This is a genomic window from Pasteurella oralis (assembly GCF_002850605.1).
Classification (GTDB): domain Bacteria; phylum Pseudomonadota; class Gammaproteobacteria; order Enterobacterales; family Pasteurellaceae; genus Pasteurella; species Pasteurella oralis.
In genome coordinates, this window is sequence record NZ_NXGB01000004.1 from 53,465 (window position 1) to 77,191 (window position 23,727).

The 23,727-nt window shown below is 38.0% G+C and carries 24 protein-coding genes; 7 read left to right on the plus strand and 17 right to left on the minus strand.

Annotation, left to right across the window (positions count from 1 at the left end; translation table 11 throughout):
* The 3 genes from trmD to rpsP are packed head-to-tail and all read right to left on the minus strand — an operon-like array spanning window position 1 to window position 1,616.
* Window positions 1-738, minus strand: coding sequence for a tRNA (guanosine(37)-N1)-methyltransferase TrmD (gene trmD / locus C0975_RS06170; protein ID WP_101775518.1), 738 nt, complete (start codon window positions 736-738; stop codon window positions 1-3).
* Between the two features lie 55 nt (window positions 739-793).
* Window positions 794-1,321, minus strand: coding sequence for a ribosome maturation factor RimM (gene rimM, locus C0975_RS06175; RefSeq protein ID WP_101775519.1), 528 nt, complete (start codon window positions 1,319-1,321; stop codon window positions 794-796).
* A gap of 46 nt (window positions 1,322-1,367) precedes the next feature.
* Window positions 1,368-1,616, minus strand: a complete 249-nt coding sequence (rpsP, locus tag C0975_RS06180; RefSeq protein WP_101775520.1) for a 30S ribosomal protein S16 — start codon at window positions 1,614-1,616, stop codon at window positions 1,368-1,370.
* A gap of 259 nt (window positions 1,617-1,875) precedes the next feature.
* Here rpsP and C0975_RS06185 point away from each other — a divergent pair, with 259 nt between their 5' ends.
* Complete coding sequence (locus tag C0975_RS06185; protein ID WP_101775521.1) at window positions 1,876-2,913, plus strand: glycosyltransferase family 9 protein; 1,038 nt, start codon at window positions 1,876-1,878, stop codon at window positions 2,911-2,913.
* Here the strand turns inward: C0975_RS06185 and yczE are convergent.
* A complete protein-coding gene (gene yczE, locus C0975_RS06190) occupies window positions 2,866-3,534 on the minus strand; it encodes a membrane protein YczE (RefSeq protein WP_101775734.1) in 669 nt (222 codons plus the stop codon). The two genes, C0975_RS06185 and yczE, sit on opposite strands and share 48 nt — an antisense overlap.
* Window positions 3,535-3,771: 237 nt before the next feature.
* Between yczE and C0975_RS06195 the strand changes: the two genes are divergently transcribed.
* Both C0975_RS06195 and deoD read left to right on the plus strand, forming a co-directional pair.
* Complete coding sequence (locus C0975_RS06195; RefSeq protein ID WP_101775522.1) at window positions 3,772-5,049, plus strand: NupC/NupG family nucleoside CNT transporter; 1,278 nt, start codon at window positions 3,772-3,774, stop codon at window positions 5,047-5,049.
* Window positions 5,050-5,326: 277 nt separating this feature from the next.
* Window positions 5,327-6,043: a purine-nucleoside phosphorylase gene (deoD, locus tag C0975_RS06200; RefSeq protein WP_101775523.1), complete on the plus strand. Its 717-nt coding sequence runs from the start codon at window positions 5,327-5,329 to the stop codon at window positions 6,041-6,043.
* A 69-nt stretch (window positions 6,044-6,112) separates the two neighbouring features.
* Here deoD and metJ read toward each other — a convergent pair whose 3' ends face one another.
* The 5 genes from metJ to uspA all read right to left on the minus strand — a co-directional run bounded on the left by metJ (window position 6,113) and on the right by uspA (window position 11,357).
* Window positions 6,113-6,430, minus strand: a complete 318-nt coding sequence (gene metJ, locus C0975_RS06205; protein ID WP_101775524.1) for a met regulon transcriptional regulator MetJ — start codon at window positions 6,428-6,430, stop codon at window positions 6,113-6,115.
* A 148-nt stretch (window positions 6,431-6,578) separates the two neighbouring features.
* On the minus strand, window positions 6,579-7,466 hold the full coding sequence (galU, locus tag C0975_RS06210; protein ID WP_101775525.1) for a UTP--glucose-1-phosphate uridylyltransferase GalU: 888 nt from the start codon (window positions 7,464-7,466) through the stop codon (window positions 6,579-6,581).
* Between the two features lie 278 nt (window positions 7,467-7,744).
* A complete protein-coding gene (gene csrA / locus C0975_RS06215) occupies window positions 7,745-7,933 on the minus strand; it encodes a carbon storage regulator CsrA (RefSeq protein WP_049214812.1) in 189 nt (62 codons plus the stop codon).
* Window positions 7,934-8,067: 134 nt separating this feature from the next.
* A complete protein-coding gene (alaS, locus tag C0975_RS06220; protein WP_101775526.1) occupies window positions 8,068-10,692 on the minus strand; it encodes an alanine--tRNA ligase in 2,625 nt (874 codons plus the stop codon).
* A gap of 239 nt (window positions 10,693-10,931) precedes the next feature.
* Window positions 10,932-11,357 (minus strand): universal stress protein UspA, encoded by a 426-nt coding sequence (gene uspA / locus C0975_RS06225; RefSeq protein WP_101775527.1) that lies wholly within the window; start codon window positions 11,355-11,357, stop codon window positions 10,932-10,934.
* Between the two features lie 186 nt (window positions 11,358-11,543).
* Here uspA and mazG point away from each other — a divergent pair, with 186 nt between their 5' ends.
* Window positions 11,544-12,338, plus strand: a complete 795-nt coding sequence (gene mazG, locus C0975_RS06230; protein ID WP_101775528.1) for a nucleoside triphosphate pyrophosphohydrolase — start codon at window positions 11,544-11,546, stop codon at window positions 12,336-12,338.
* Between the two features lie 89 nt (window positions 12,339-12,427).
* On the opposite strand, the gene ilvC is transcribed toward mazG, so the two are convergent.
* Window positions 12,428-13,903, minus strand: coding sequence for a ketol-acid reductoisomerase (gene ilvC / locus C0975_RS06235; protein ID WP_101775529.1), 1,476 nt, complete (start codon window positions 13,901-13,903; stop codon window positions 12,428-12,430).
* Between the two features lie 178 nt (window positions 13,904-14,081).
* On the opposite strand from ilvC, the gene ilvY reads away from it, so the two are divergent.
* Window positions 14,082-14,963, plus strand: a complete 882-nt coding sequence (ilvY, locus tag C0975_RS06240) for an HTH-type transcriptional activator IlvY (RefSeq protein ID WP_101775530.1) — start codon at window positions 14,082-14,084, stop codon at window positions 14,961-14,963.
* A gap of 47 nt (window positions 14,964-15,010) precedes the next feature.
* Entirely contained in the window at window positions 15,011-15,886 is an 876-nt protein-coding gene (gene rarD, locus C0975_RS06245) for an EamA family transporter RarD (RefSeq protein ID WP_101775531.1), read from the plus strand.
* Window positions 15,887-15,930: 44 nt separating this feature from the next.
* Here rarD and C0975_RS06250 read toward each other — a convergent pair whose 3' ends face one another.
* The 7 genes from C0975_RS06250 to lsrA form a co-directional block, all read right to left on the minus strand.
* Window positions 15,931-16,629, minus strand: coding sequence for a beta/alpha barrel domain-containing protein (locus tag C0975_RS06250; RefSeq protein ID WP_101775532.1), 699 nt, complete (start codon window positions 16,627-16,629; stop codon window positions 15,931-15,933).
* Window positions 16,616-16,930, minus strand: a complete 315-nt coding sequence (gene lsrG, locus C0975_RS06255; protein WP_101775533.1) for a (4S)-4-hydroxy-5-phosphonooxypentane-2,3-dione isomerase — start codon at window positions 16,928-16,930, stop codon at window positions 16,616-16,618. The genes C0975_RS06250 and lsrG overlap by 14 nt, the downstream gene beginning before the upstream one ends.
* Window positions 16,931-17,014: 84 nt before the next feature.
* Window positions 17,015-17,893, minus strand: coding sequence for a 3-hydroxy-5-phosphonooxypentane-2,4-dione thiolase (lsrF, locus tag C0975_RS06260; protein ID WP_101775534.1), 879 nt, complete (start codon window positions 17,891-17,893; stop codon window positions 17,015-17,017).
* A 14-nt stretch (window positions 17,894-17,907) separates the two neighbouring features.
* Window positions 17,908-18,924, minus strand: a complete 1,017-nt coding sequence (lsrB, locus tag C0975_RS06265; RefSeq protein WP_101775535.1) for an autoinducer 2 ABC transporter substrate-binding protein LsrB — start codon at window positions 18,922-18,924, stop codon at window positions 17,908-17,910.
* Between the two features lie 31 nt (window positions 18,925-18,955).
* Complete coding sequence (gene lsrD / locus C0975_RS06270; protein ID WP_101775536.1) at window positions 18,956-19,957, minus strand: autoinducer 2 ABC transporter permease LsrD; 1,002 nt, start codon at window positions 19,955-19,957, stop codon at window positions 18,956-18,958.
* A gap of 12 nt (window positions 19,958-19,969) precedes the next feature.
* Window positions 19,970-20,962 carry an autoinducer 2 ABC transporter permease LsrC gene (gene lsrC, locus C0975_RS06275; RefSeq protein WP_101775537.1) on the minus strand — a complete coding sequence of 331 codons (993 nt, stop codon included), beginning with the start codon at window positions 20,960-20,962 and terminating at the stop codon, window positions 19,970-19,972.
* Between the two features lie 12 nt (window positions 20,963-20,974).
* Entirely contained in the window at window positions 20,975-22,492 is a 1,518-nt protein-coding gene (gene lsrA, locus C0975_RS06280) for an autoinducer 2 ABC transporter ATP-binding protein LsrA (protein ID WP_101775538.1), read from the minus strand.
* Window positions 22,493-22,745: 253 nt separating this feature from the next.
* Here lsrA and lsrR point away from each other — a divergent pair, with 253 nt between their 5' ends.
* Window positions 22,746-23,711, plus strand: coding sequence for a transcriptional regulator LsrR (gene lsrR / locus C0975_RS06285; protein WP_101775539.1), 966 nt, complete (start codon window positions 22,746-22,748; stop codon window positions 23,709-23,711).
* Window positions 23,712-23,727: the final 16 nt, after the last annotated feature.

Genomic DNA, 23,727 nt, shown 5'->3' on the forward strand with positions numbered 1-23,727 from the left:
TTACTGTTGTTCAGATTGAATCTGTTTTAACAGCTTACGTTGTTCGTCAGTCAGAGCTAGGCTTTCTAATAGCTCAGGGCGTCGTAACCATGTTCGCTCAAGGGATTTTTTTAATCGCCATTGACGAATTTGCTCATGGTTTCCCGACATCAGCACAGGTGGAACAGCCAAGCCATCTAACACTTCAGGACGCGTATAATGTGGGCAATCTAATAAACCTTCAGCAAAAGAATCTTCCTCTGCTGAGGCTTGTTTGCCAAGTACACCAGGGATAAATCTTGCAACAGCATCAATTAATGTCATCGCAGGTAATTCACCACCTGTAAGCACATAATCACCAACTGACCATTCTTCATCGACTTCTGTTTCAATCAGTCGTTCATCAATACCTTCATAACGTCCACACAATAAAATCATTTTTTGATTTTCTGCTAGGATTTTTACTCCAGCCTGATCAAGTTTGCGTCCTTGTGGCGAAAGATAAATCACTTTCGCCTCTTCTCCTACTTCCGCTTTCGCCGCTTTAATTGCATCGCGTAACGGTTGTACCATCATCAGCATACCTGGACCACCGCCATAAGGACGATCATCCACAGTTTTGTGCTTATCATGAGTGAAATCTCTTGGATTCCAACATTGCACTTGTAAGAGATTTTGTTTAACGGCTCTACCTGTTACCCCAAATTCTGTGATTGCTTGAAACATTTCGGGGAATAGACTAATAATCCCAACTAACATAAGTTATCCTTATATCTCAAAATGCGACAACTCAAGCTAAACAGCATACCTGAGGTTAGAAACCAGCGTCCCAATCCACTTCGATAGTTTTTGTGGAGAGATCTACTCTTTTAACTACTTGTTCATACAAAAACGGGATTAACCGTTCTTGTTTCCCAAAAGCATCTTTGGCATTTGCACGCACAACTAGTACATCATTAGAACCTGTTTCCATCATCTCAGTTACAGTACCCATTGTATAGCCTTCTAGGTTAACTACATTACAGCCGATTAAATCATGCCAATAGTAGTCGCCTTCTTCGAGCGTTGGAAAAACTGCCAAATCAACGCCGATTTCAATATTAGCTAACACTTGAGCTGCCTCGCGATCATCTACATTTTTTAACTTCACGATCAAATCGTTATTGTGATAACGCCAGCTTTCTAATTCAGTTGGTTGCCATTGCCCTTTAATCTTTAAAAACCAAGGTTGGTAATCAAAAATGCTTTCAGCATGTTCTGTTGATGAATAAATACGTAACCAACCACGAATACCATAAGTTGAGCCTAATTTGCCAACTACTTCAATTCTTTGTTGTTGCATATTCATCACCTATCTCGTTCTACTGTTACTAATAAATTAGAACAAATTACGCTGCTTTTTTAGCTTCTTTCACTAAAGCAGAAACGCGATCTGATAAAGATGCACCTTTTTCTAACCACGCATTAACACGCTCTAAATCTAAGCGTAAACGCTCAGCCTTACCTGTTGCTAATGGGTTGAAAAAGCCTACGCGCTCAATAAAGCGACCGTCACGTGGTGAACGGCTATCAGCGACAACGATTTGATAGAATGGGCGTTTTTTAGCTCCGCCACGAGATAAACGAATGGTTACCATAACCTTCCTCTAAATGTTTGATTACAAAAAGAAAACTCTCAATCATCGAAGTTATCTTGAGAGTTAAACTTACTTTTTTCTCTGTATATATAGACAAAAAGCCTGTGGATCATACTCTTTTTTTAGCAAAATGCAAGAAATAAGCGTTTTAATCGGCTTATTCAGTACAGTAAAGTACACTCAATTTTTTAATTAAATTTTGCAATTAAACAAGTTAAAATATTCAGCTATCAAATTGAACAAAAGTTGAGAAGAAAAAATGCAAAAAGTGTTAGTAGTACGTAACGATAAACTTGGGGATTTTATGTTGGCTTGGCCAGCTTTTGCTATGTTAAAACAATCAAATCCTACCTTAAAACTCACCGCACTTGTTCCTCAATATACAGCTGATCTAGCACGTATTTGCCCTTATTTAGATGATGTGATTATCGACTCGGGCAAACATGCTGAGAAACCAGCCCAACTGATTACGTTACAGACAATCAAAGAAGAAAAGTTTGACGCGGCAATTAATTTTTTTTCTGACAAATATAATGCATTACTGGTTTGGAAAGCTAAAATCCCGTTCCGTTTAGCGCCAGCGACTAAACTAATTCAATTCTTATATAATCATCGGATCACTCAACGACGCTCAAAATCCTTAAAACCAGAATTTGAATATAATTTAGATCTGGCTCGTGCTTTTTTACAAAAAACAGGACAACCTATTATTGAACCAATTCCACCTTATTTAGCTTTTGAGCAAAGCAAAATACATCAGCAAAAAGACATGCTCGCACAGCAGTTAGGTTTAGATCTGAACCGAAAATGGATTTTTGTACATAGTGGCTCTGGAGGGTCTGCAACCAATTTATCTCTCACACAATATGCTGAATTAATCACAGGGCTATTACAACAATTGGATTGCAATATTGTTCTAACAGCTGGTCCTAATGAAAGTGAAAAAGCACATGAATTAGCCAAACTAACCAATGATAAACGTATCGTAATTTATGATAAAAATAATGGGTTAGTTGATTTTGCTCATTCATTAGCCTGCGCCGATCTCTTTATTGCAGGCTCAACTGGTCCTTTACATTTAAGTGCCGCACTCAATATTGCCACGATTGGTTTCTATCCAAGTCGTCGTTCTGCAACACCATTGCGTTGGCAACCTATCAATGCGCCAGAAAAGCACTTAGCATTCTCACCGCAAACACAAGATAAAGTCAGCCAAATGGATTTAAGCTTAATTTCAATACAAGCTGTATTAACTCAAGTTATTCCTTTTGTCAGACAAATTTGGCAAGCCAAGTAAATGAGAAAGGATAAATTGAATAACCCAGCCAATTGAAATAGCAAATAAAATTGTGCCAACACCAAGGGTCCCACCCAATATAAACCCTAACGTACAAACGGTAATTTCCATCAATGTCCGTACTACACTGACTTTTAAATGGAAACGTTGGCACAATCCAACCATTAAGCCATCTCTTGGTCCCGCACCTTGATGGCAAGTCAAATAAAAAGCAGAACCAATCCCAATTAACCAAATACCAAGAATAATATAACCAAAGCGTATAAAAAGTGCGGTCGGTTTTGGCATAAATTCTGCTGTTAAACCTAAAAACAATGCAATCACAATAACATTCAAAAGAGTCCCTAACCCCATACGAAGTTTAAGCGGCAACCATAACAACATCACAATACAGCTGACTATAAAAGACGCCCAACCAACACTAAAGCCAATTTGTAACGAAATTCCCTGTGATAATACCGTCCAAGGCGCTGAACCAAGATCGGAAAGAAGAATCAATCCCTCTCCAATACCAAAAATAGCTAATGACAGAACAAGTACAACAAAAGGTTTAAGCTCCAATCCCCAAAATGAAGAAGCCATCCAAGGTGTTTGCGGCAACACATGAAACTTTTTTTGCATAAAAAATAAAATTAGCCAATCAATAATCATCTTTATGATAATGGAAAAAGAAAATTATCCCAATAATATTCAGGCATATCTTATTCCACTCTAAATTGAGAGCCATATCACATTTTGATGAAAATTTAAGTGTTTTTGATTATTTATGCTCCAATAAAGCAAGATTTTTAATCCAAAACACAGTAAAATTATTGACCATTATTTTTTTATTCTAACTTAGTAAAGGACTTTACAATTATGAGTACATTAATCAGTATTCTCGGTATTGTTGTATTATTAGCGATTGCTTTCTTGCTTTCTAATAATCGCAAAGCCATCAATTTACGCACTGTATTTGGTGCATTAGGTATTCAAATTGCAATTGGTGCATTAATTTTATATGTACCAGTTGGTCGTGACGCATTACTTTGGCTTTCTGATGGTATCAGTAAAGTCATCTCTTACGGTAATGAGGGTATTAGCTTCTTATTCGGTGGCTTAGTCAGCGATAAAATGTTTGAAGTATTTGGCGGCGGCGGCTTTGTTTTCGCTTTACGCGTGTTACCAATCATCGTGTTCTTCTCAGCTTTAATCTCCGTTTTATACTACATCGGTATAATGCAATGGATCATTAAAATTATCGGCGGTGGTTTACAAACTTTGTTAGGCACATCAAGATCAGAGTCTATGTCTGCGGCTGCAAACATTTTTGTTGGTCAAACTGAAGCACCATTAGTGGTTAAACCTTACATCAGCAAAATGACTGAATCTGAATTATTCGCAATTATGTGTGGTGGTTTAGCATCAATTGCGGGTTCTGTTATGGCAGGTTATGCTGGCATGGGCGTACCATTACCATACTTAATCGCGGCGTCATTTATGGCAGCGCCAGCGGGTTTATTATTTGCAAAAATTCTTTATCCGCAAACTGAAAAATTTAATGATGATTTAGAAAAAGTAGATTTAGAAAAACCAGCTAATATCCTTGATGCAGCCGCAGGTGGTGCATCATCAGGTATGAACTTAGCCCTTAATGTAGGTGCAATGTTAATTGCTTTTGTTGCATTAATCGCATTAATCAACGGTATCCTTGGTGGAATCGGTGGTTGGTTCAATATGCCAGAATTATCACTTGGTTTAATTTTAGGTTGGATCTTTAAACCACTGGCTTGGGTTATCGGTGTAGATTGGAACGAAGCTGAAATTGCCGGTCGTATGATTGGTACTAAATTAGCGGTAAATGAATTCGTGGGTTACTTAGACTTTACAGCCTACTTAAAAAGCGCAGCTGAAAATGCAAATATGGTCCAACTAACTGACAAAACACAAGCTATCATCACATTCGCGCTTTGTGGCTTTGCTAACTTCAGCTCAATCGCAATCTTAATAGGTGGCTTAGGTGCATTAGCACCAAGCCGTCGTGGTGACATCGCACGCTTAGGGATTAAAGCAGTTATCGCAGGCTCACTAGCAAACTTAATGAGCGCAACAATTGCGGGCTTGTTTATCGGTTTAGGTGGTGTCGCATTATCATAAGAAATACGATATTATTAATGTACTAAACTAAAGCACAACACCACGACTTGTTCGTGGTGTTGTCATATAGGGGCTAAGTAAACGTTTGCTTAAAAAGAATATTCATGATTCAAGCATGACTTGCCCACAAAATTAATGAGTAACTTTATCGTTAATCAATATCCATTGAAATTAAAGTTACAATATACGTTATTACACGTATAAACCAAGGTCTGATATAAGACTTTAGCACTTATATCATCATTTTCCCTTCATTATTAACAAAGAGGAATTCAACATGACTCCACATATTAACGCTCCAGCAGGCGCATTTGCAGACGTTGTTCTAATGCCAGGCGATCCACTACGCGCAAAATACATTGCAGAAACATTCTTACAAGATGTAAAAGAAGTGACTAACGTACGTAATATGTTAGGCTACACAGGGACTTATAAAGGTCGTAAAATTTCTGTCATGGGGCATGGTATGGGTATCCCATCTTGTTCAATCTATGCGAAAGAATTAATTACAGAATATGGTGTAAAAAAAATTATTCGTGTAGGTTCTTGTGGTGCAGTACGTATGGATGTGCAATTACGTGATGTTGTCATTGGTGTTGGCGCATGTACCGATTCAAAAGTTAACCGTATCCGCTTTAAAAATCATGACTTTGCAGCAATTGCAGACTTTGACATGACAATGGCCGCAGTACAAGCAGCAAAAGCAAAAGGCGTTAATGTCCGTGTTGGTAACTTGTTCTCCGCTGATCTCTTCTATACACCAGATGTAGAAATGTTTGATGTTATGGAAAAATACGGTATTTTAGGTGTTGAAATGGAAGCAGCGGGTATCTATGGCGTAGCAGCAGAGTTTGGTGCAAAAGCATTAACAATTTGTACTGTTTCAGATCATATCCGTACTCATGAACAAACCACCGCAGAAGAGCGTCAATTAACTTTCAATGATATGATTGAAATTGCGTTAGAATCTGTATTAATTGGTGATCAAGCTTAATTTATCATCTTGAGTGAATACAAGTGCGGTTGAAATTTTAAAAATTTTGACCGCACTTTGATCTTCGACTTAATATTCCCAACTTTCAGGATCAATCCCAAGTTCACGCATCACTTTCTTTGCCTCGTCAGGAATCTCATCATGACGTTCTTTTAATAGATCTTCATCAGTCGGTAATGGCTGTCCAGTAAATGCGTGCAAAAATGCTTCGCAAAGTAACTCACTATTAGTCGCATGGCGTAAATTACGAATTTGACGGCGCGTACGTTCATTAGTCAGAATCTCTAGTACTTTAATTGGTATTGATACAGTGATTTTTTTAACCTGTTCACTCTTCTTCCCATGCTCTGCATAAGGACTAATATATTTACCATTCCAATTTGCCATTCTGTTACCCTATAAATATGCTTAATAATCATGTGGTATTTTAATGAAAAACAACAAGAATGACAATCTAGCCGTTAAGATAGCTAGATATCTGTCTAAAAGAAAAGGCACTACAAAGGATGCCTAAAAAGAAAAGAATAAGCTGATATTAAAGCGATTTTACTAACTGTTTTAAATATGCTTTAAATGGTTGACCTAATTTTTCATGCTGCAAACCATATTCAACAAATGCCTGCATATAACCAATTTTATCGCCACAATCAAAAGTTTTACCTGTCATGTGAAAGGCTTCAACAGTTTCTTTTTCAATTAACATATCAATCGCATCAGTTAATTGAATTTCATCACCAACACCAATTGGAGTTTTTTCAAGTAAATCCCAAATTGCAGCAGAGAAGACATAACGTCCCACTACTGCTAAATTAGATGGTGCCTTATCGAGGCTTGGCTTTTCTATAATATTATTAATTTTAGCACTATCACCATTAGTTAAAGTAGCGCTGCCACAATCAACAATACCATAGCTACTCACATCCTTCTCTGCGACTGGTGCTACCATGATTTGACTGATTTGCGTTTCTTTAAAGCGTTTTACCATCGCAGCTAAATTCTCGCGTTTTTGATCTGCCGAAAAATCAGCCAATAAGACATCTGGCAAAATCACTGCAAAAGGTTCATTTCCCACAACAGGACGCCCGCATAATACTGCATGCCCTAATCCTTTTGCATTACCTTGACGTACATGCATAATCGTCACATCTTTCGGACAAATTGAACGAACTTCATCTAAAAGTTGACGTTTCACACGTTTCTCAAGCATGGTTTCCAATTCAAATGATGTATCAAAATGATTTTCAATCGCATTTTTTGAAGAATGTGTGACCAAGACAATTTCTTTCATACCTGCTGCAACACATTCATTAACAACATATTGAATCAATGGTTTATCCACCAACGTTAGCATTTCTTTTGGAATTGCTTTTGTAGCAGGTAGCATACGAGTCCCTAAACCTGCAACGGGGATAATCGCTTTCATTCTTTTTCCTTTTGTTAATAGCAATATAGAAACAATTTTAAACGCTTAAAAAATCATTGCTATGATTACTATATATATGTTTTTTCATCGGCTCTGAGCTATAATTCGTACAAAGCAACAAATGCTCAATATAATCACTTAAATAAATGCCCCACTAACAATGATTACCTTAGGCTTTAGCATTACCATAACGTCCGCCCTATACGATATCATTTACATTTCAACTCAACCTCACCCAACTAAGAATATTTAAATTAATCTTGTTATTAAATATCCGTTCATTCAGGTTGCTGCGGCTCATCTAATGCCTGTTTAATACGTTGGTAAATCTCTTCTCTATGAACAGAAACATCTTTAGGGGCCTTGATTCCAATTTTTACTTGATTTCCTCGTATATTTAGAATCGTGATAGAAATATCATCGCCGATGAGTAAGCTTTCGCCAACTTTACGGGTTAAGATTAGCATATGAACTCCTCACCTTTTTATAGTTTATGCAAAATTCCTGTTTGCTTACAACATCCCTATCTTACATATCGAAACTACTCACTTCGCTGTTTTGCGCTTAGCGTATAAAACAATTCTGAAGTGAAAGTGTTATACTACAAGTTTGCTTTTAGCCATTCTGCGCCAACAGATAATGCTTGATCCACATTATCAACTTGCGTACCACCAGCCATCGCCATATCTGGACGACCACCACCTTTACCACCAACTTGTTGTGCTAACACATTGACTAACTCGCCTGCTTTCACTTTGCTAGTTAAATCATTTGTCACACCTGCAATTAAATTGACCTTGCCATCGACCACAGAGGCAAACACAATGACTGCTGAACCAAGTTGATTTTTCAAATCGTCAACCATAACACGTAGCGATTTGGCCTCAACACCATCAAGTTTCTGAATAATGACAGAAACATCATTAATTTTAACTGCACTTTTCGCTAAATCAGACCCTACCTGCATCGCAGCTTTTTCTTTCAAAATTTGTAACTCTTTTTCAGCTTTTTTCGACTTATCTTGTAACTGCTGAATTTTCTCTACAACTGAATTGACATCCGATTTCAATAAATCGGCACTTTGCGTTAGCAATGCTTGTTGCTGATGTAACCAACAAATCGCATTTTCACCAGTAATAGCTTCAATACGACGAATCCCTGCTGCAATAGCAGTTTCTGTGGTGATTTTAAATAAACCAATATCACCGGTACGTTTGGCATGGATACCGCCACAAAGTTCAATAGAAAAATCACCCATTGTCAAAACACGTACTTGATCGGCATATTTCTCACCAAATAATGCCATCGCACCTTTTGCTTTTGCAGCTTCAAGCTCCATCAGCTCAGTTTGAATAGGATGGTTAGCACGAATTTGCTGATTGACAATACGTTCAATTTCAAACAATTGTTCTTTACTAATCGCTTCTGGATGCGCAAAATCAAAACGTAATGCAACATCTGAAACTAACGAACCTTTTTGAACAACATGTGTACCTAGCACCTGACGTAATGCAGCATGTAATAAATGGGTCGCTGAATGGTTTAGTGAAGTCTGATTACGACATGCCACATCAACTACTGCATTGACAGATTGCCCAACTGCCAAACTACCACTCACTAGCTCACCAATATGCCCAAAAACTTGACCATATTTTTGCGTATCTTTCACATCAAATGAGAAACCTTGACCAGCTAGTCGACCACTATCACCAATTTGTCCGCCAGATTCAGCATAGAACGGCGTATTTTCTAAAATAACCACCGCACTTTGACCAGCCTCGATACGTTCTACTGGCTTGCCTTCTGCAAAAAGTGCGGTCACTTTTGCTAAAGATTCAGACTCAGTATAACCTTCAAAGGTTGTCATACCTTCAACGCGGATCACATTATTGTAATCCATACCAAATTGGCTCGCTGATTGTGCACGCAAACGTTGCGCTTCCATTTCACGCTCAAAACCAGCCTCATCAATTGTAATATGACGTTCACGACACACATCTGCCGTAAGATCTAATGGGAAACCATAAGTGTCATATAACTTAAACGCCACTTCACCAGAAAGCACACCATTTTGCACATTAGCTAATGCATCATCTAACAATGCCAAACCACGCTCCAAAGTACGAGCAAACTGCTCCTCTTCTAAACGTAATAACTTTTCAACATTAGCCTGCTTTTCTTTTACTTCAACCCCCGCTTCTGCCATGACATCAATTAGGGTTGGCACTAATTTATAGAAAAATGCTTCCTTAGCACCTAATAAATTACCATGACGTACAGCACGACGAATGATACGACGCAATACATAACCACGACCTTCATTTGATGGAATGATACCATCAGCGATTAAATACGCACATGAACGAATATGGTCAGCAATTACACGTAATGATTTATTATTGAGATCTTTTTCACCTGTTAACTCAGAAACTTTAGCAATTAATTTTTGGAAAATATCAATTTCATAGTTTGAATTAACATGTTGTAATACTGCACTAATGCGTTCTAATCCCATACCTGTGTCAACGGAAGGTTTTGGTAACGGTTCCATTGTACCATCAGAATGACGATTAAACTGCATAAAAACGATATTCCAAATTTCGATATAACGATCACCATCTTCCTCAGGCGATCCCGGAGGTCCCCCCCAAATATGTTCGCCATGGTCATAAAAGATTTCCGTACAAGGTCCACAAGGTCCAGTATCACCCATAGCCCAAAAGTTATCAGAGGCGTACGGCGCCCCTTTATTATCACCAATACGAACAATGCGCTCCGCTGGAACACCCACTTCTTTATTCCAAATATCATAGGCTTCATCGTCAGTTGCATAAACGGTTACCCACAATTTTTCTTTCGGTAAGGCTAACCAACGTGGCGAAGTCAAAAATTCCCAACCAAAGTGGATGGCATCTTTTTTAAAATAATCACCAAAACTGAAATTGCCGAGCATCTCAAAAAAAGTATGATGGCGTGCGGTATAACCGACATTTTCTAAATCATTATGTTTACCACCAGCACGAACACAACGCTGCGCTGTTGTTGCTCGTGAATAAGAACGTTTATCCATACCTAAAAAAACGTCTTTAAATTGGTTCATTCCTGCGTTTGTAAATAATAAAGTTGGATCATTGTCAGGAACAAGTGAGCTACTTGCTACAATCTGATGTCCTTTGGTATGGAAAAAATCAAGAAAAGATTGTCTAATTTCTGCTGTTGTTTTCATTTATATATAAGCCTTGCTTTTCATATTATTTTAAATAACTAATAACAATACGATTAAAAGTTAGTCTACTTATTCTTGCATATTTTTGGCATTTATAAAAAGGCTTTTTCTATTAAAAATAAAGATTTTTTTACCTCTTAAAGCCTACAAAAAAACCAACCGCACTTCAATGATCTAATCAAAGTGCGGTTAAATTTTTACAAACTTTTTACAAAAGTTTAATTATCAATAAGACGACCCTATTCATCACGTAATGGCACGACTAACATATCTACCGAAATGCTATTCATTACTTGACGTGTCGAAGACATTAGTTTACTCCAAAAGTCTTGATGATGACCAGTAACAAGCAAGTCAACATCGTATTTTTCGATAGCATCGGCTAATACTTGACCTAAATCGCCACTACCACTGAGTTTTTCAGTCACTGGGTAACTTGCATTTTCAGCTAAATGTACCAATGTTTGCTGCGTTTCAGTAGAAATACGATCTTGCATTGATGCCATATTGACATCAATCAATCCCGTATAAAGATCAGAAAAGTTCACATCAACGTGAATAATTGATAATTTCGCCTCATTCCGTCTTGCTACGCCAGCTGCTTTTTCCAATAAAAATTGACTTTCATCAGAAAGATCTACCGCTACTAATACGTGTTTATACATAATAAACTCCTTATCTGATCGAGGGGGTTAGTCATGAATCAAGACTATCATAACACCGCTCCATAAAAAAAAGTATGCACTAGATCACGTTTTAAAGAAGTTTTCCTGTTAATCTAAAATTCCACTTCTGTCCTAAAAAGTTATACTATGATAAATCTCAATGTTTTTTTAAAAGGTCTCACAACAATGACATATTCAATTCAAGATTTTGTAAAATTGATTGCCCAACTACGCAATCCAAATGGAGGATGCCCTTGGGATCTCAAACAAAATTATCAAACTATGATTCCTTGCTTAACTGAAGAAACCTATGAAGTCATCGAAGCCATCCAACAAAATAATATGCAAGACCTAAAAGAAGAACTCGGTGATCTTTTATTACAAGTGGTCTTCTTTAGCCAGCTAGCCACAGAAGAGGAGTATTTTACCTTCGATGATGTAGTGAATGCAATTTCTAGTAAAATTATTCGCCGCCATCCCCATGTTTTCGGCAATAAAAATGCGAATAATGCACAAGATGCCTTACAAAATTGGAATGAAATCAAAGCTCAAGAAAATAAAGAGAAAGGGCAAACTTCAATTTTAGATAATATTCCTCATGCTTTTCCAGCACTAATGCGAGCAGAAAAACTCCAAAAACGTTGCTCAAAAGTGGGCTTTGATTGGAATGACATCAATCAAGTGATTGAAAAAATTAAAGAAGAACTTGACGAAGTACAACAGGAAATCAATCAAAAAAATCAACAACAAACTAAAATTGAAGAAGAAATTGGTGATTTATTATTTGCCGTAGTGAATCTCAGCCGCCATTTGCAGTGTCAACCAGAAGAAAGCTTACGCAAAGCTAATCATAAATTTGAGCAACGTTTCCGCGCAGTTGAAAACAAACTTAAAAAGCATAATAAAACCTTTGCACAAAGCTCATTAATGGAAATGGATTTACTTTGGGATGAAGTCAAACAAGAAGAAAAAGCAAGTTAAGCATGAGTTAAAGTGCGGTCTATTTTTGAAAAATTTTGATACAAAAAACCAGCCATTGTTATGGCTGGTTTGCTTTGCACAGACATTTATTAATTTGATGAAATACGCTTCATATCTGTCATATAGCCACGTAATTCTTGACCAACTAATTCAATCGGATGATTGCGAATGGTCTCATTCACATCACGTAAAGTAATATTATCAATTTCTACTGCTGGCGTCGGCTCACCGATATCACCACGCTCCAATATTGGCATGATTTCTTTAGCCAAAATTGGCGTTGCAACATTGGCAAATAAGTAATTACCATACTCAGCAGTATCTGAAATCACCACATTCATTTCATATAAACGCTTACGTGCAATTGTATTCGCAATTAATGGTAACTCATGTAGTGATTCATAGTAGGCAGATTCTTCATAAATACCACTAGCGACCATAGTATCAAAGGCGAGTTCCACACCGGCTTTCACTAGCGCAACCATTAATACACCATGATCAAAATACTCTTGTTCACTAATTTTGCCTTCATATTTTGGCGCATTCTCAAAAGCCGTTTTACCCGTTTCTTCACGCCATTTAAGAAGATTGGCATCGCCATTTGCCCAATCTGCCATCATCGTCGCTGAAAACTCACCACTAATAATATCATCCATATGTTTTTCAAATAAAAACGCCAATTTTTCTTTAATTTGCTCTGAAAGCTCAAACGCACGTAATTTGGCTGAATTGGATAAACGATCCATCATCAAAGTGATACCACCTTGTTTTAATGCTTCAGTAATCGTTTCCCAACCGTATTGAATTAATTTACCTGCATAAGCGGGATCTTTGCCATCTGCAACAAGTTTGTCATAACACACTATCGAACCTGCTTGTAACATACCGCACAGAATGGTTTGCTCACCCATTAAGTCAGATTTCACTTCTGCCACAAATGAAGATTCAAGTACACCAGCACGATGACCACCCGTAGCCGCAGCCCAAGCTTTGGCAATTTCTAATCCGTCACCATTTGGGTCATTTTCAGGGTGAACCGCAATCAAAGTCGGTACACCAAAACCACGTTTATATTCTTCGCGAACTTCTGTGCCCGGACATTTTGGTGCGACCATAACAACAGTGATATCGTTACGGATTTGTTCGCCTACCTCCACAATATTTAAACCATGTGAATAGCCTAAAGCTGCGCCTTGTTTCATTAATGGCATCACATCTGCAACGACTTTTGAGTGTTGTTTATCTGGCGTTAAGTTAACCACTAAATCTGCACTTGGAATGAGTTCTTGATAAGTGCCAACTTTAAAACCATTTTCTGTCGCACGTTGGAATGAGGCACGTTTTTCCGCAATTGCCTCTGCACGTAATGCATAGCTAATATCTAAACCCGAATCGCGCATATTTAACCCTTGATTAAGCCCTTGCGCGCCACAGCCGACGATAACAATTTTCTTACCTTTTAAATAATTTGCTTCATTTGCAAATTCATTACGATCCATGAAACGACAACGCCCCAGTTGATCTAATTGTTGGCGTAAATTTAATGTGTTGAAATAGTTAGCCATTGTTGTGTCCTTAAATTTAATGTTGTGTGTTGATATGATGTTATGTTTGCATATTATTTGTACTTTACTTTGATTATAGTGATTTTTATGATTGCGTAAATTGATATTATTGGTATCTTATGTTGCAATTAATGCAATATAAAAGCTACTTGATACGATATGTTGGAAACCTTACAAATTGAACTTCACTGATCTCAAACTTTTTCTTCACTTGTATGAAACTAGAAACTTCGCTAAAACGGCGTTGCAAAACCATATGTCGCCTTCTACGCTATCGCGCCAAATTCAGCGTATGGAAGAGGAGTTAGGGCAGGTGTTATTCCTTCGCGATAATCGTCAAGTAGTACTCACTGATGCTGGTGAACAATTCCTTCCTTTCGCACAACAAAGTTGGGCAGAATGGCAACAAATAAAACAACAACTACGCTACAATCCGACTCAAGCGCTCAGTGGTGAACTCAAGATTTTCTGTTCAGTCACCGCAGCTTATAGCCATTTACCCAATATATTAGAAAAATTTCGTGTGCGTTATCCTAAAGTCGAGATTCAGCTCACTACTGGCGATCCAGCAGCGGCATTACAACAAGTACAAACTCAACAAGTAGATCTTGCGCTGGCAGGACGACCTAAAAATTTGCCAAGCAGTGTGGCATTTCATTATATCGACGACATTAGCCTTTCGCTCATTACTCCTCGTATTGCCTGCCAAGCGACGCAATTGTTACAAAAAACACCTATTGACTGGCAGCAAATTCCGTTTATTTTGCCTGTAGAGGGACCTGCACGTCAGCGCATTGATCAGTGGTTTAAGCAACAAAAAATTAAACATCCCAAAATTTATGCCACTGTCGCAGGTCATGAAGCTATTATGCCAATGGTTGCACTCGGCTGTGGAGTGGCAATGCTACCTGATGTGGTAATTAAAAATAGTCCAATGCATAGCCAAGTCTCCATCTTACATTTAAATACGCCAGTAGAGCCTTTTGAATTAGGTATTTGTGTACAAAAAAAATGTTTGTCACAACCATTAGTTCGTGCATTTTGGCAAGCGCTAGAGTAAAGTGGCGAAAGCGCGCTACGATTTTAAAAAATATTGAGAATAAATTTATGTTAAAAGGGATAATTTTATCGTTATCAGCCTCTGTGCTATTTGGTTATTTATACTATTTTTCGACGTTGTTATTACCATTAAGTGGCGAAGATATTTTCGGATTTCGAATCATTTTTACTCTCCCTTTTGTGATTGCTGCCGTTTTTCTGTTTAAACAAACGCCCGCTGTCTTCGGTTACTTTGCGCGAATCAAACAACACCCCTTATTGATCTTAGGTTTCCTTTTTAATTCTGCCATGATGGGAATTCAAATTTGGTTATTCTTATGGGCACCAAATAATGGCAGCGCACTCAGTGTGTCTTTTGGCTACTTACTTTTACCTTTAGTCATGGTTTTAGTTGGACGTATCCTTTTCAAAGAACATATTTCGAGAGTAAAATTTCTTGCGGTTGTCGTAGCAACAATAGGTGTATTTTCTAATATTTTGTTAAAAGGAGGGCTTTCTTGGGAAGCACTCTTAGTGAGTATTGGCTACAGTACTTATTTTGCCACACGAAAAATACTCAAAATTAACGATCTCGCTGGCTTTTGCATCGAAATGGCGCTTTTATTACCAGTTTGTATTTATTTTGCAACACAAGTTGATCTGAGCATAGTTCAACAAGCTAATCCCAATATTTTCATCTTACTGGTATTACTTGGACTAATTAGCGGTGTCGCACTGAACACTTATATCCTTGCAAGTAGCTTGTTACCAATCAATGTACTGGGTTTATTAGGTTACGCAGAACCTATTATGATGCTATTTGTTTCATTCTTAATTGGTGAACAGCTGGATAGCGCTACTTATCCGCTCTTTATTTGCTTGATTATTTCGATGCTATTATTTATGAGCGAAGGGCTTATTCGGTTGAAACGACGATATAAATAGAAATAAAAAAATACCGCTATAACATTGCGGTATTTTTTATCACATCAATTGTGAATGAAAGCCGTTTTCCACTGTAAAAGTGTTTGTAGCAAGTCATCATGGCTAAACAAAGCACTACCAGAAACAACCCAATCAATGCCAAGTGGATAGAGCTGTGCAGCAAGAGTCAAGTTCATGGAACCATCAACAGCAATGAGTTTTTCAGCGCGTATTTCCTTTAACATTTCTATTAGCACACCAATCCGCTCAACGATATATTGTTGCTCCGCTTTTATACCAGTTCTTGGATCCAGTGTGAGGACCTGAATAAGATCAATTTTGTTTAAATAAGGAATTAATGACACCAACTCTGTTTCAGGACATAGCGTCAGTCCAATTAAGCATTCTGGGTAATGTGTAGCAAGATAATCTATAGTAGTGGCTAATGTTTCGCTCTGTTCAATTTGCAAAGTAATAATATCAGCGCCTGCTTTTGCACAATCTTTTGCAACATTAAAGGGATCTTTTACCATTAAATGTACATCTTTGATAAAAGGTGAGGGAAATTGTTTTACTGCGATAGCACCTACAGTAAAAAAAGGTGAAAACTGCCCATCCCCAATATCAAAATGTAATAAATGATGTTGCTGTGCAGATAACGTCGCCAGTGTATCAGGCAGCTTCAACCAATCAGATGCTAAAATTCCAATACTTATTGATTGTGCTTTTAAACGCTGAATTAATTGTGATTTATTTACATTCATTCGTTAAATTCTCAGGCATGACCCAATCAAAAATCTTTTTACTTCTTGCACCGGTCATGATCGGTTCCAACTCTGCAACACAACGATGATAATGCGCAGTCTTACGATGTGCTTCTAAGGCTTGTTCATTCACATAAACCTCATAAGCATAAAAACGTGTTTTTACTTCGGGATCACGTAATACATCAAAACGCAAATTACCCGGTTCCTGTCTGGTCCCAATATGGTTTCGTGCAAAAACTTCTAGAAACTCTTGTTCTTTACCTTCTTTAATATTAATTTCCACTAACATTGCAAACATAGTTGACTCCCTAAACGAAGGAAAATGAGTTGAAAAGAGCGGTCTGTTTTTTCCAAATTTCAACCGCTCTTTTTGGCTTGTTAACTAGTGATTTTTCTCATCAAGATAAAGCTGATAAGCTTTTTCTGCGGTTTCACCACCATGCACCACAGCATGAACCGCTTTCAACATGGCAATTGGTGCTTCAGATTGGAAAATATTACGTCCCATATCCACTCCCAACGCACCTTGATCAATCGCTTGATAGCACATTTCTAACGCATCACGTTCTGGTAATTTCTTACCACCTGCAATCACGATTGGCACTGGACAACCTGCCGTAATACGTTCAAAGCCTTGATCAACGTAATAAGTTTTAATAATGTGTGCGCCCATTTCTGCTGCAATACGCGTTGCTAGCGAGAAATAACGCTGGTCACGCGCCATATCTTTACCTACGCCCGTCACTGCCATTGTTGGCATGCCATATCTTGTACCTTGATCGACTAATTGAATAATATTCTTAATCGATTGGTGCTCATATTCCGATCCAATATAAACTTGTGCTGCCATTGCTGATACATTTAAACGTAGTGCATCTTCTACCGAAACAGCCACTGCTTCATTAGAAAGTTCAGTTAAAATGGAGTTCGCACCTGAAGCACGTAATACGACTGGCTTGCGCGTATCAGGCGGTACAACGCTACGTAAAATACCGCGTGTACACATTAAGACATCCGTATATTCAAACAATGGAGCAATATGTAAATCAATTCGCTCTAAACCTGTGGTTGGTCCTTGGAAATACCCATGGTCAAAAGCTAACATGATTGTTTTACCAGTTTTTGGATTAAAAATATCTGCCAAACGAGATTGCATTCCCCAATCCAATGCACCTGATCCTTTTAAATAAAAGGCGTTATGTCGTTGTGGTCGATCTAAACCAAAGTCTTTACCATCTTTGATATCATCTAAATCTGCCATTTACTTCTCCTCAATTAGAAATTGTAGTTATCAATATTCTCTTTGGTAAATACGACGCGTTCTGGTAAAAGAATAATCCCGTTACCTTTCGCTTCATATTCATAACCTTGAACTTTGTTTGGCGATACTTCAACAGTACCAATACCTTGAACTTCTACTTTATCACCTACGTTTAAGGCTTTGCCTTTTAAGAGGTCATTTGCCACCGCAATGGAAATTTTACCTTGTTGTACCACATCCCACAGACCGAACTGTTTCACTGTGCCACGTTTTACGTATGGGCGCATCACATTTGGTGTACTGAAACCAACAATGACAACATTATTCACTTTTAAGTTTTCCGCCGCTTGTGCCGCAGCAGGTAATGCATTGGCATCTGGTGCAATAATGGCATCAAGATCTGGGTATGCTTTTAAAATCCCTTCTGCCGTTTGTAACGATTTAATTGCATCGTTATACCCAAATTGAGTAGTCACAATTTCCCATTCAGGATGATCTTTCGCAATTTTAGCTTTGGCTTCTTTTACCCATTGGTTTTGATCAGTCACAGTTGGACTTGAATAGAAAAAGGCGACTTTCGCTTTTGCTTTGCTAATTTGACTGGATGCCATTTCCACTAACATCGAACCTAATTGCTCTGGTGTACCTTGATTGATGTAATGACTGCGACATTCAGGCTTAGTATCAGAGTCCCAAGTCAACACTTTTACACCACGTTTCATCGCACGTTGTAAAGTAGAACATAAACCATCTGGCGATACTGCAGAAACAACAATCGCGTTATAACCTTGGTTAACAAAGTTATTAATTAATTGCACTTGGTTAGACACACTTGGTTCTGTTGGACCATCATAAGTGACGTCTACACCCAGTGTTTTACCCATTTCAGTTGCACCTTGTCCACCACTGGTGAAAAATCCAACGCCTACTAATTTCGGAATGAAAGCAATACGATCAGCTGCTTGTGCTGTCGCTAAAGTCGATAATCCAACAGCAATAGCAAGTGCGGTCGCTTTTAATTGATTTTTCATAGTTAATTCTCCTTCGTTTTGGATCTGAACATTAATGATTTGACTCGCTTTTCGTTTTTCGATAAATCCATTGCACAATGGCACCGTAGTGCAAACTGATCGATTTGCCGATTAAAACGATAATGAGTAACGCACCTGATAATGCACTGGATATTTCATTTGAAACACCGACCATTTGCAGACCTTGTTGCAAATATCCAATCAGAAGTGCAGCAATTGCTGTGCCAACAATAGAACCTGAGCCGCCATAAATATTGGCACCACCCAGTACAACTGCCGTTAAGACAGGCATTAATAAAGAACTCCCGAGATCAGAACGTGCCGAACCAAAATAAGACACTAATAGAATCGCGACAAAAGCAGCGACAATACCGATCGCGGAATAGATGATATAAAGTGTACGCTGAATAGGGACCGCACTATAACGTGAAGTACGCTCACTTTGACCAATTAAGAAAATACTACGACCTATAGTTGTTTTATGCATTAATAACCAAAACAACAGTGTCATGATTAAAAAGTAAATAATGGGTGTTGGAATGCCAAATAAAGTTTGGTTCGCAAATTCTAATAAGCTATCTGGAAATCCGCCAATACCTTCATAACCCGTAGCACCAGCAAAACCTGACAGTAATAATGCACCGCCACCAAACAGATACATCGTTCCTAACGTAATGACTAACGGATTGACTTTGGTATAAAGAATTAAACTTGCATTAATCACACCGCATAACATACCAGTCACAAAAGTAAGTGGAATTGCCAATACTAACGGTACATCGGCTTTAAATAGCACCCCTAATAAAATTGCGCAAAGTCCAACTGTCGAACCAAAGGAAATATCCATCCCTCCAGAAACAATAATCATTGTTAAAGGAAGCGCTAGCATACCGATATAAATAAAATCACTGGTACTATAGAGTAAGACATTCACATCCAGCATACGCGGGTTAAATAGACCAAAACCCAAAATTTCAATGATGACTAAACAAAATAAGGCAATTTCCCAACTGTATTTTTTTAAATTAAACATCGTTCCTTCTCCTTATTTCGTTGTATTTGCATCATCTTTCAAGAAACGTGCGTAACGTTGTAGTTTAATGTTTTTACTAATCATCACACGTATCCGCCCATCAAAGACTAATACCACTAGCAATACCAAACCTGCGACAAAGTTATTCCAATAAGCAGGGACTTTTAACAAGACCAAAATAGAATCGATTTGAATCAGAAAATAGGCGCCAAGTACTGCGCCGATAATATTCCCTGCCCCGCCAAGTAAACTAATTCCACCTAATACACAAGCCGCAATCGCTTTCATTTCTAAGCCATTACCTGTTGAATTTGGTACAAAACCAATTTGTGAGGCGAACACGATGCCAGCCAATGCCGCCATCGTGCCATTAATGGCAAACGCGGCTATACGCACTTGATCTACCCGTACGCCAAGTTGTAATGCACCTTGTAAGTTATCTCCTACTGCATAAAAATCACGTCCTAACTTCATTTTAGTTAAGAAAAAATAGGTCAGACCAATCAAAGCTAGTAATACCCAACCAATCGGTGAAATACCTAAAAAGGCAGGTGCAGAAAGAATTTTAAGATCTTGTGGTAAGCCTTCAATCCATTTCCCACCTGTAATTAACAACATAATCCCTTTATACAATCCTAAGGTACCTAAAGTTGCGACAATGGCAGGAATACGCAATAAGGTCACTAACACACCATTAAATAAACCTGCAAAGAATCCACAACACAAAGTAATGATAAAAGCACTTGACCCGAAACCTGCATTTAATAAGCTGCCCGCAATGACGGCACATAATCCCATTGTTGAACCCACAGAAACATCGATATTACGCGTCAGAATGACAAAGGTCGCTCCAATTGCTAACAGAATCACAATTTGTGCAGAATTAAAAATCATGGCTAATGTCTGTAAATGAAAGCCATTCCCACCAAATCCCAACAACAAAAAAAGTAAAGCAATCGCAAAGACGATGGTTAATTCACGGTTATTTTGTATAAATTTCCACATGCCTTGCTCTCCTTATGCGCTTGCGCCGCCAAATGCCATGTTCATAATGTTATTTGTATTAATCGCCTCACCAACAAGCGACTCACTAACATGTCCATCATGCATCACTAACACACGCTGGGACATTTTCTCGATTTCTTCTAAATCAGAGGAAATAAACAGCACTGCTACATTTTGTTTCGCCACACTCTGGATTAATTGATAAATATCCGCCCGCGCCCCTACATCAACACCACGAGTCGGTTCATCCACAATCAGTAACGCTGGATTTGCCTCCAAACATTTTGCAATTAAGACTTTTTGTTGATTACCGCCTGATAAAGTTCTTGCTGCTTGTTGCTCATCATTAAACTTGATCCCAATGGCACGGTGATAACGCTCTAAAATCGCACTTTCTTTTGCGGTATTAATCCAAAAGCCCATATTGTTATAGGTCAACCCACAAGCATTCCAAGTCAATGGTGCATCTAAATATAAACCTGATGCTTGTCTATCTTCAGGTAAATACACAATACCTTGTTGTAAACGTGCTTTAATGTTCAACTGACTAATTTCTTGACCATCAAACAAAATCTCGCCACATTTCTTTTGGCGTAAACCATATATGGTTTCTGCTAACTCAGTACGCCCAGCACCTACCACACCAGCTAGCCCCAAAATTTCACCTGGATAGATTTCTAGGGATACATCTTTGAATCCTTCGCCAGTTAACCTCTTGACAGTTAAAATTGGTTTATCTTTCGACTTAATTCGATTGTGACCCGGTAGTTCTAACCACAGTTTTTGTGATTCAGTTAAACTGGTTGATTTTGCTTTTGGTGTAATGGCACTAATGACCTCATCACGATTAAGGGTTTCCGTTTTGCCTGCTAATGCAATATAACCATCGCGCATAACACTAATGCGCTGTGAAATCTGCCACACTTCAGGCAGCTTATGAGAAATAAAGACAATACCAACTCCTTTCATTTGTAAGGAATGAATTTTCTTGAAAAAATTGTCTGTTTCCGCAGGTGTTAACGATGCCGTAGGTTCATCTAAAATTAAAATATCCGCATTACGCATTAAACCACGCATAATTTCTACAATCTGTTGATCTGCGACTTCAAGCAAACCCGCTTGCATATCAAGCCTTAAATGAGAATTAAGGTCAGTCAAAAGTGCGGTCAGTTTTTTCTCATTTTCAACATCTTGCGGTAAACCAAATAAAATATTTTCCTTTACTGTCAAATTCGGAAATAACAAAGGCTCTTGAGGGACAAGATAAATACCCAGTTGGTGAGCCTTATTTGGCGAAAGATCCGTTTGACGCTTACCTTTGATTATCAATTCACCACTGTCTTGAGGTTGAATGCCGGCAATGATTTTCATCAATGTCGATTTACCTGCACCATTCCCCCCCAAAAGAGCATGGACTTCGCCTGCATATAATAAGAAATCGATTGCTTTTAAGACTTCAACCCCAGAGAAAGATTTGCTGATATTACGTGCATCTAATAAACATGTGTGATCTAAATTGGCAGATTGCATAATTAATCTCTTCTTCACAAATTGAACAAATGATTTTTAAACTTATCATTTGTTAATTATCTTAATCATTCCCTACCAATATTTCCGCGATCCAGATCACAAAAATAGATTAAAATTTATGCTAAAATAAATAAAAAGAGTTCATTTATTGTAAAAAAGTGATCTTGTTCACAATTAAATAAAAAAATAAAATGAACAGTTGATAATAAAATTAAACAAATGAATAATGCGTTAGACAATTTAGAGAACAATTATGAATGATAATAAATTTGACAATAATGATGTTATCCAAGTGATGACAGAAGAAGAACTATTGGCACGTATCGCTTGGTTCTATTATCACGATAACCTAACACAAGGTGAAATTGGTGAAAAATTAGGTTTGCCACGCTTAAAAGTATCACGTTTATTAGAAAAAGGTCGTCAACAAGGCATTATAAAAGTACAAATTAACTCTCGTTTTACGGGGTGTCTTGAGTTAGAAGAAGCCTTAAAAGAGCGTTTCCAACTCAAACACATTCGCATCTTGCCTGCATTAGAGAAAAATGAAATTAACCAACGATTAGGAGTTGGCGCAGCACAAATGTTGATGTCCATGCTGAAACCTAATCAGCTACTCGCTATTGGTTTTGGTGAAACCATTATGCAAACCATCAAACACAGTAATGAGTTTATTACCAATAACAATATCAAACTGATTACTTTATCTGGTGGAGTAGGTGCCTATATGAAAGGGATCGGGCAACTTGATGGTTCTTGCTCAGTCAGTATTATTCCAGCTCCACTACGTGCGTCTTCAATCGAAGCAGCAAAATTGTTTAAACGTGAGGCTTGTGTCAGAGATATTATGCTCACGGCTTGTCATGCAGATGCTGCTATCGTTGGTATTGGGGCTACTCGTCAAAAAGGACAGGCTACTTTATTGCGCACAGGTTACATTACAGAAGAAAAACAACGTTTAATTCGTGAACAAGGCGCCGTCGGCGATATTCTCGGCTATTTTATGCAAAAAGATGGGCAGCTCCAACCCGATATGCCCTTACATGAAGAACTGATCAGTGTTTCACTCGATAATTTGAAAAAAATTCCTCATGTCATCGGTATTGCGGGTGGGGAAGATAAAGTGGAAGCCATCTTAAGTGCATTATATGGACAACATATTAATTCATTAGTAACGGAAGAAAAAACAGCTCGGATGATGTTAGCAGCGTTAGTCTAATTTTAATGCTGTAAGA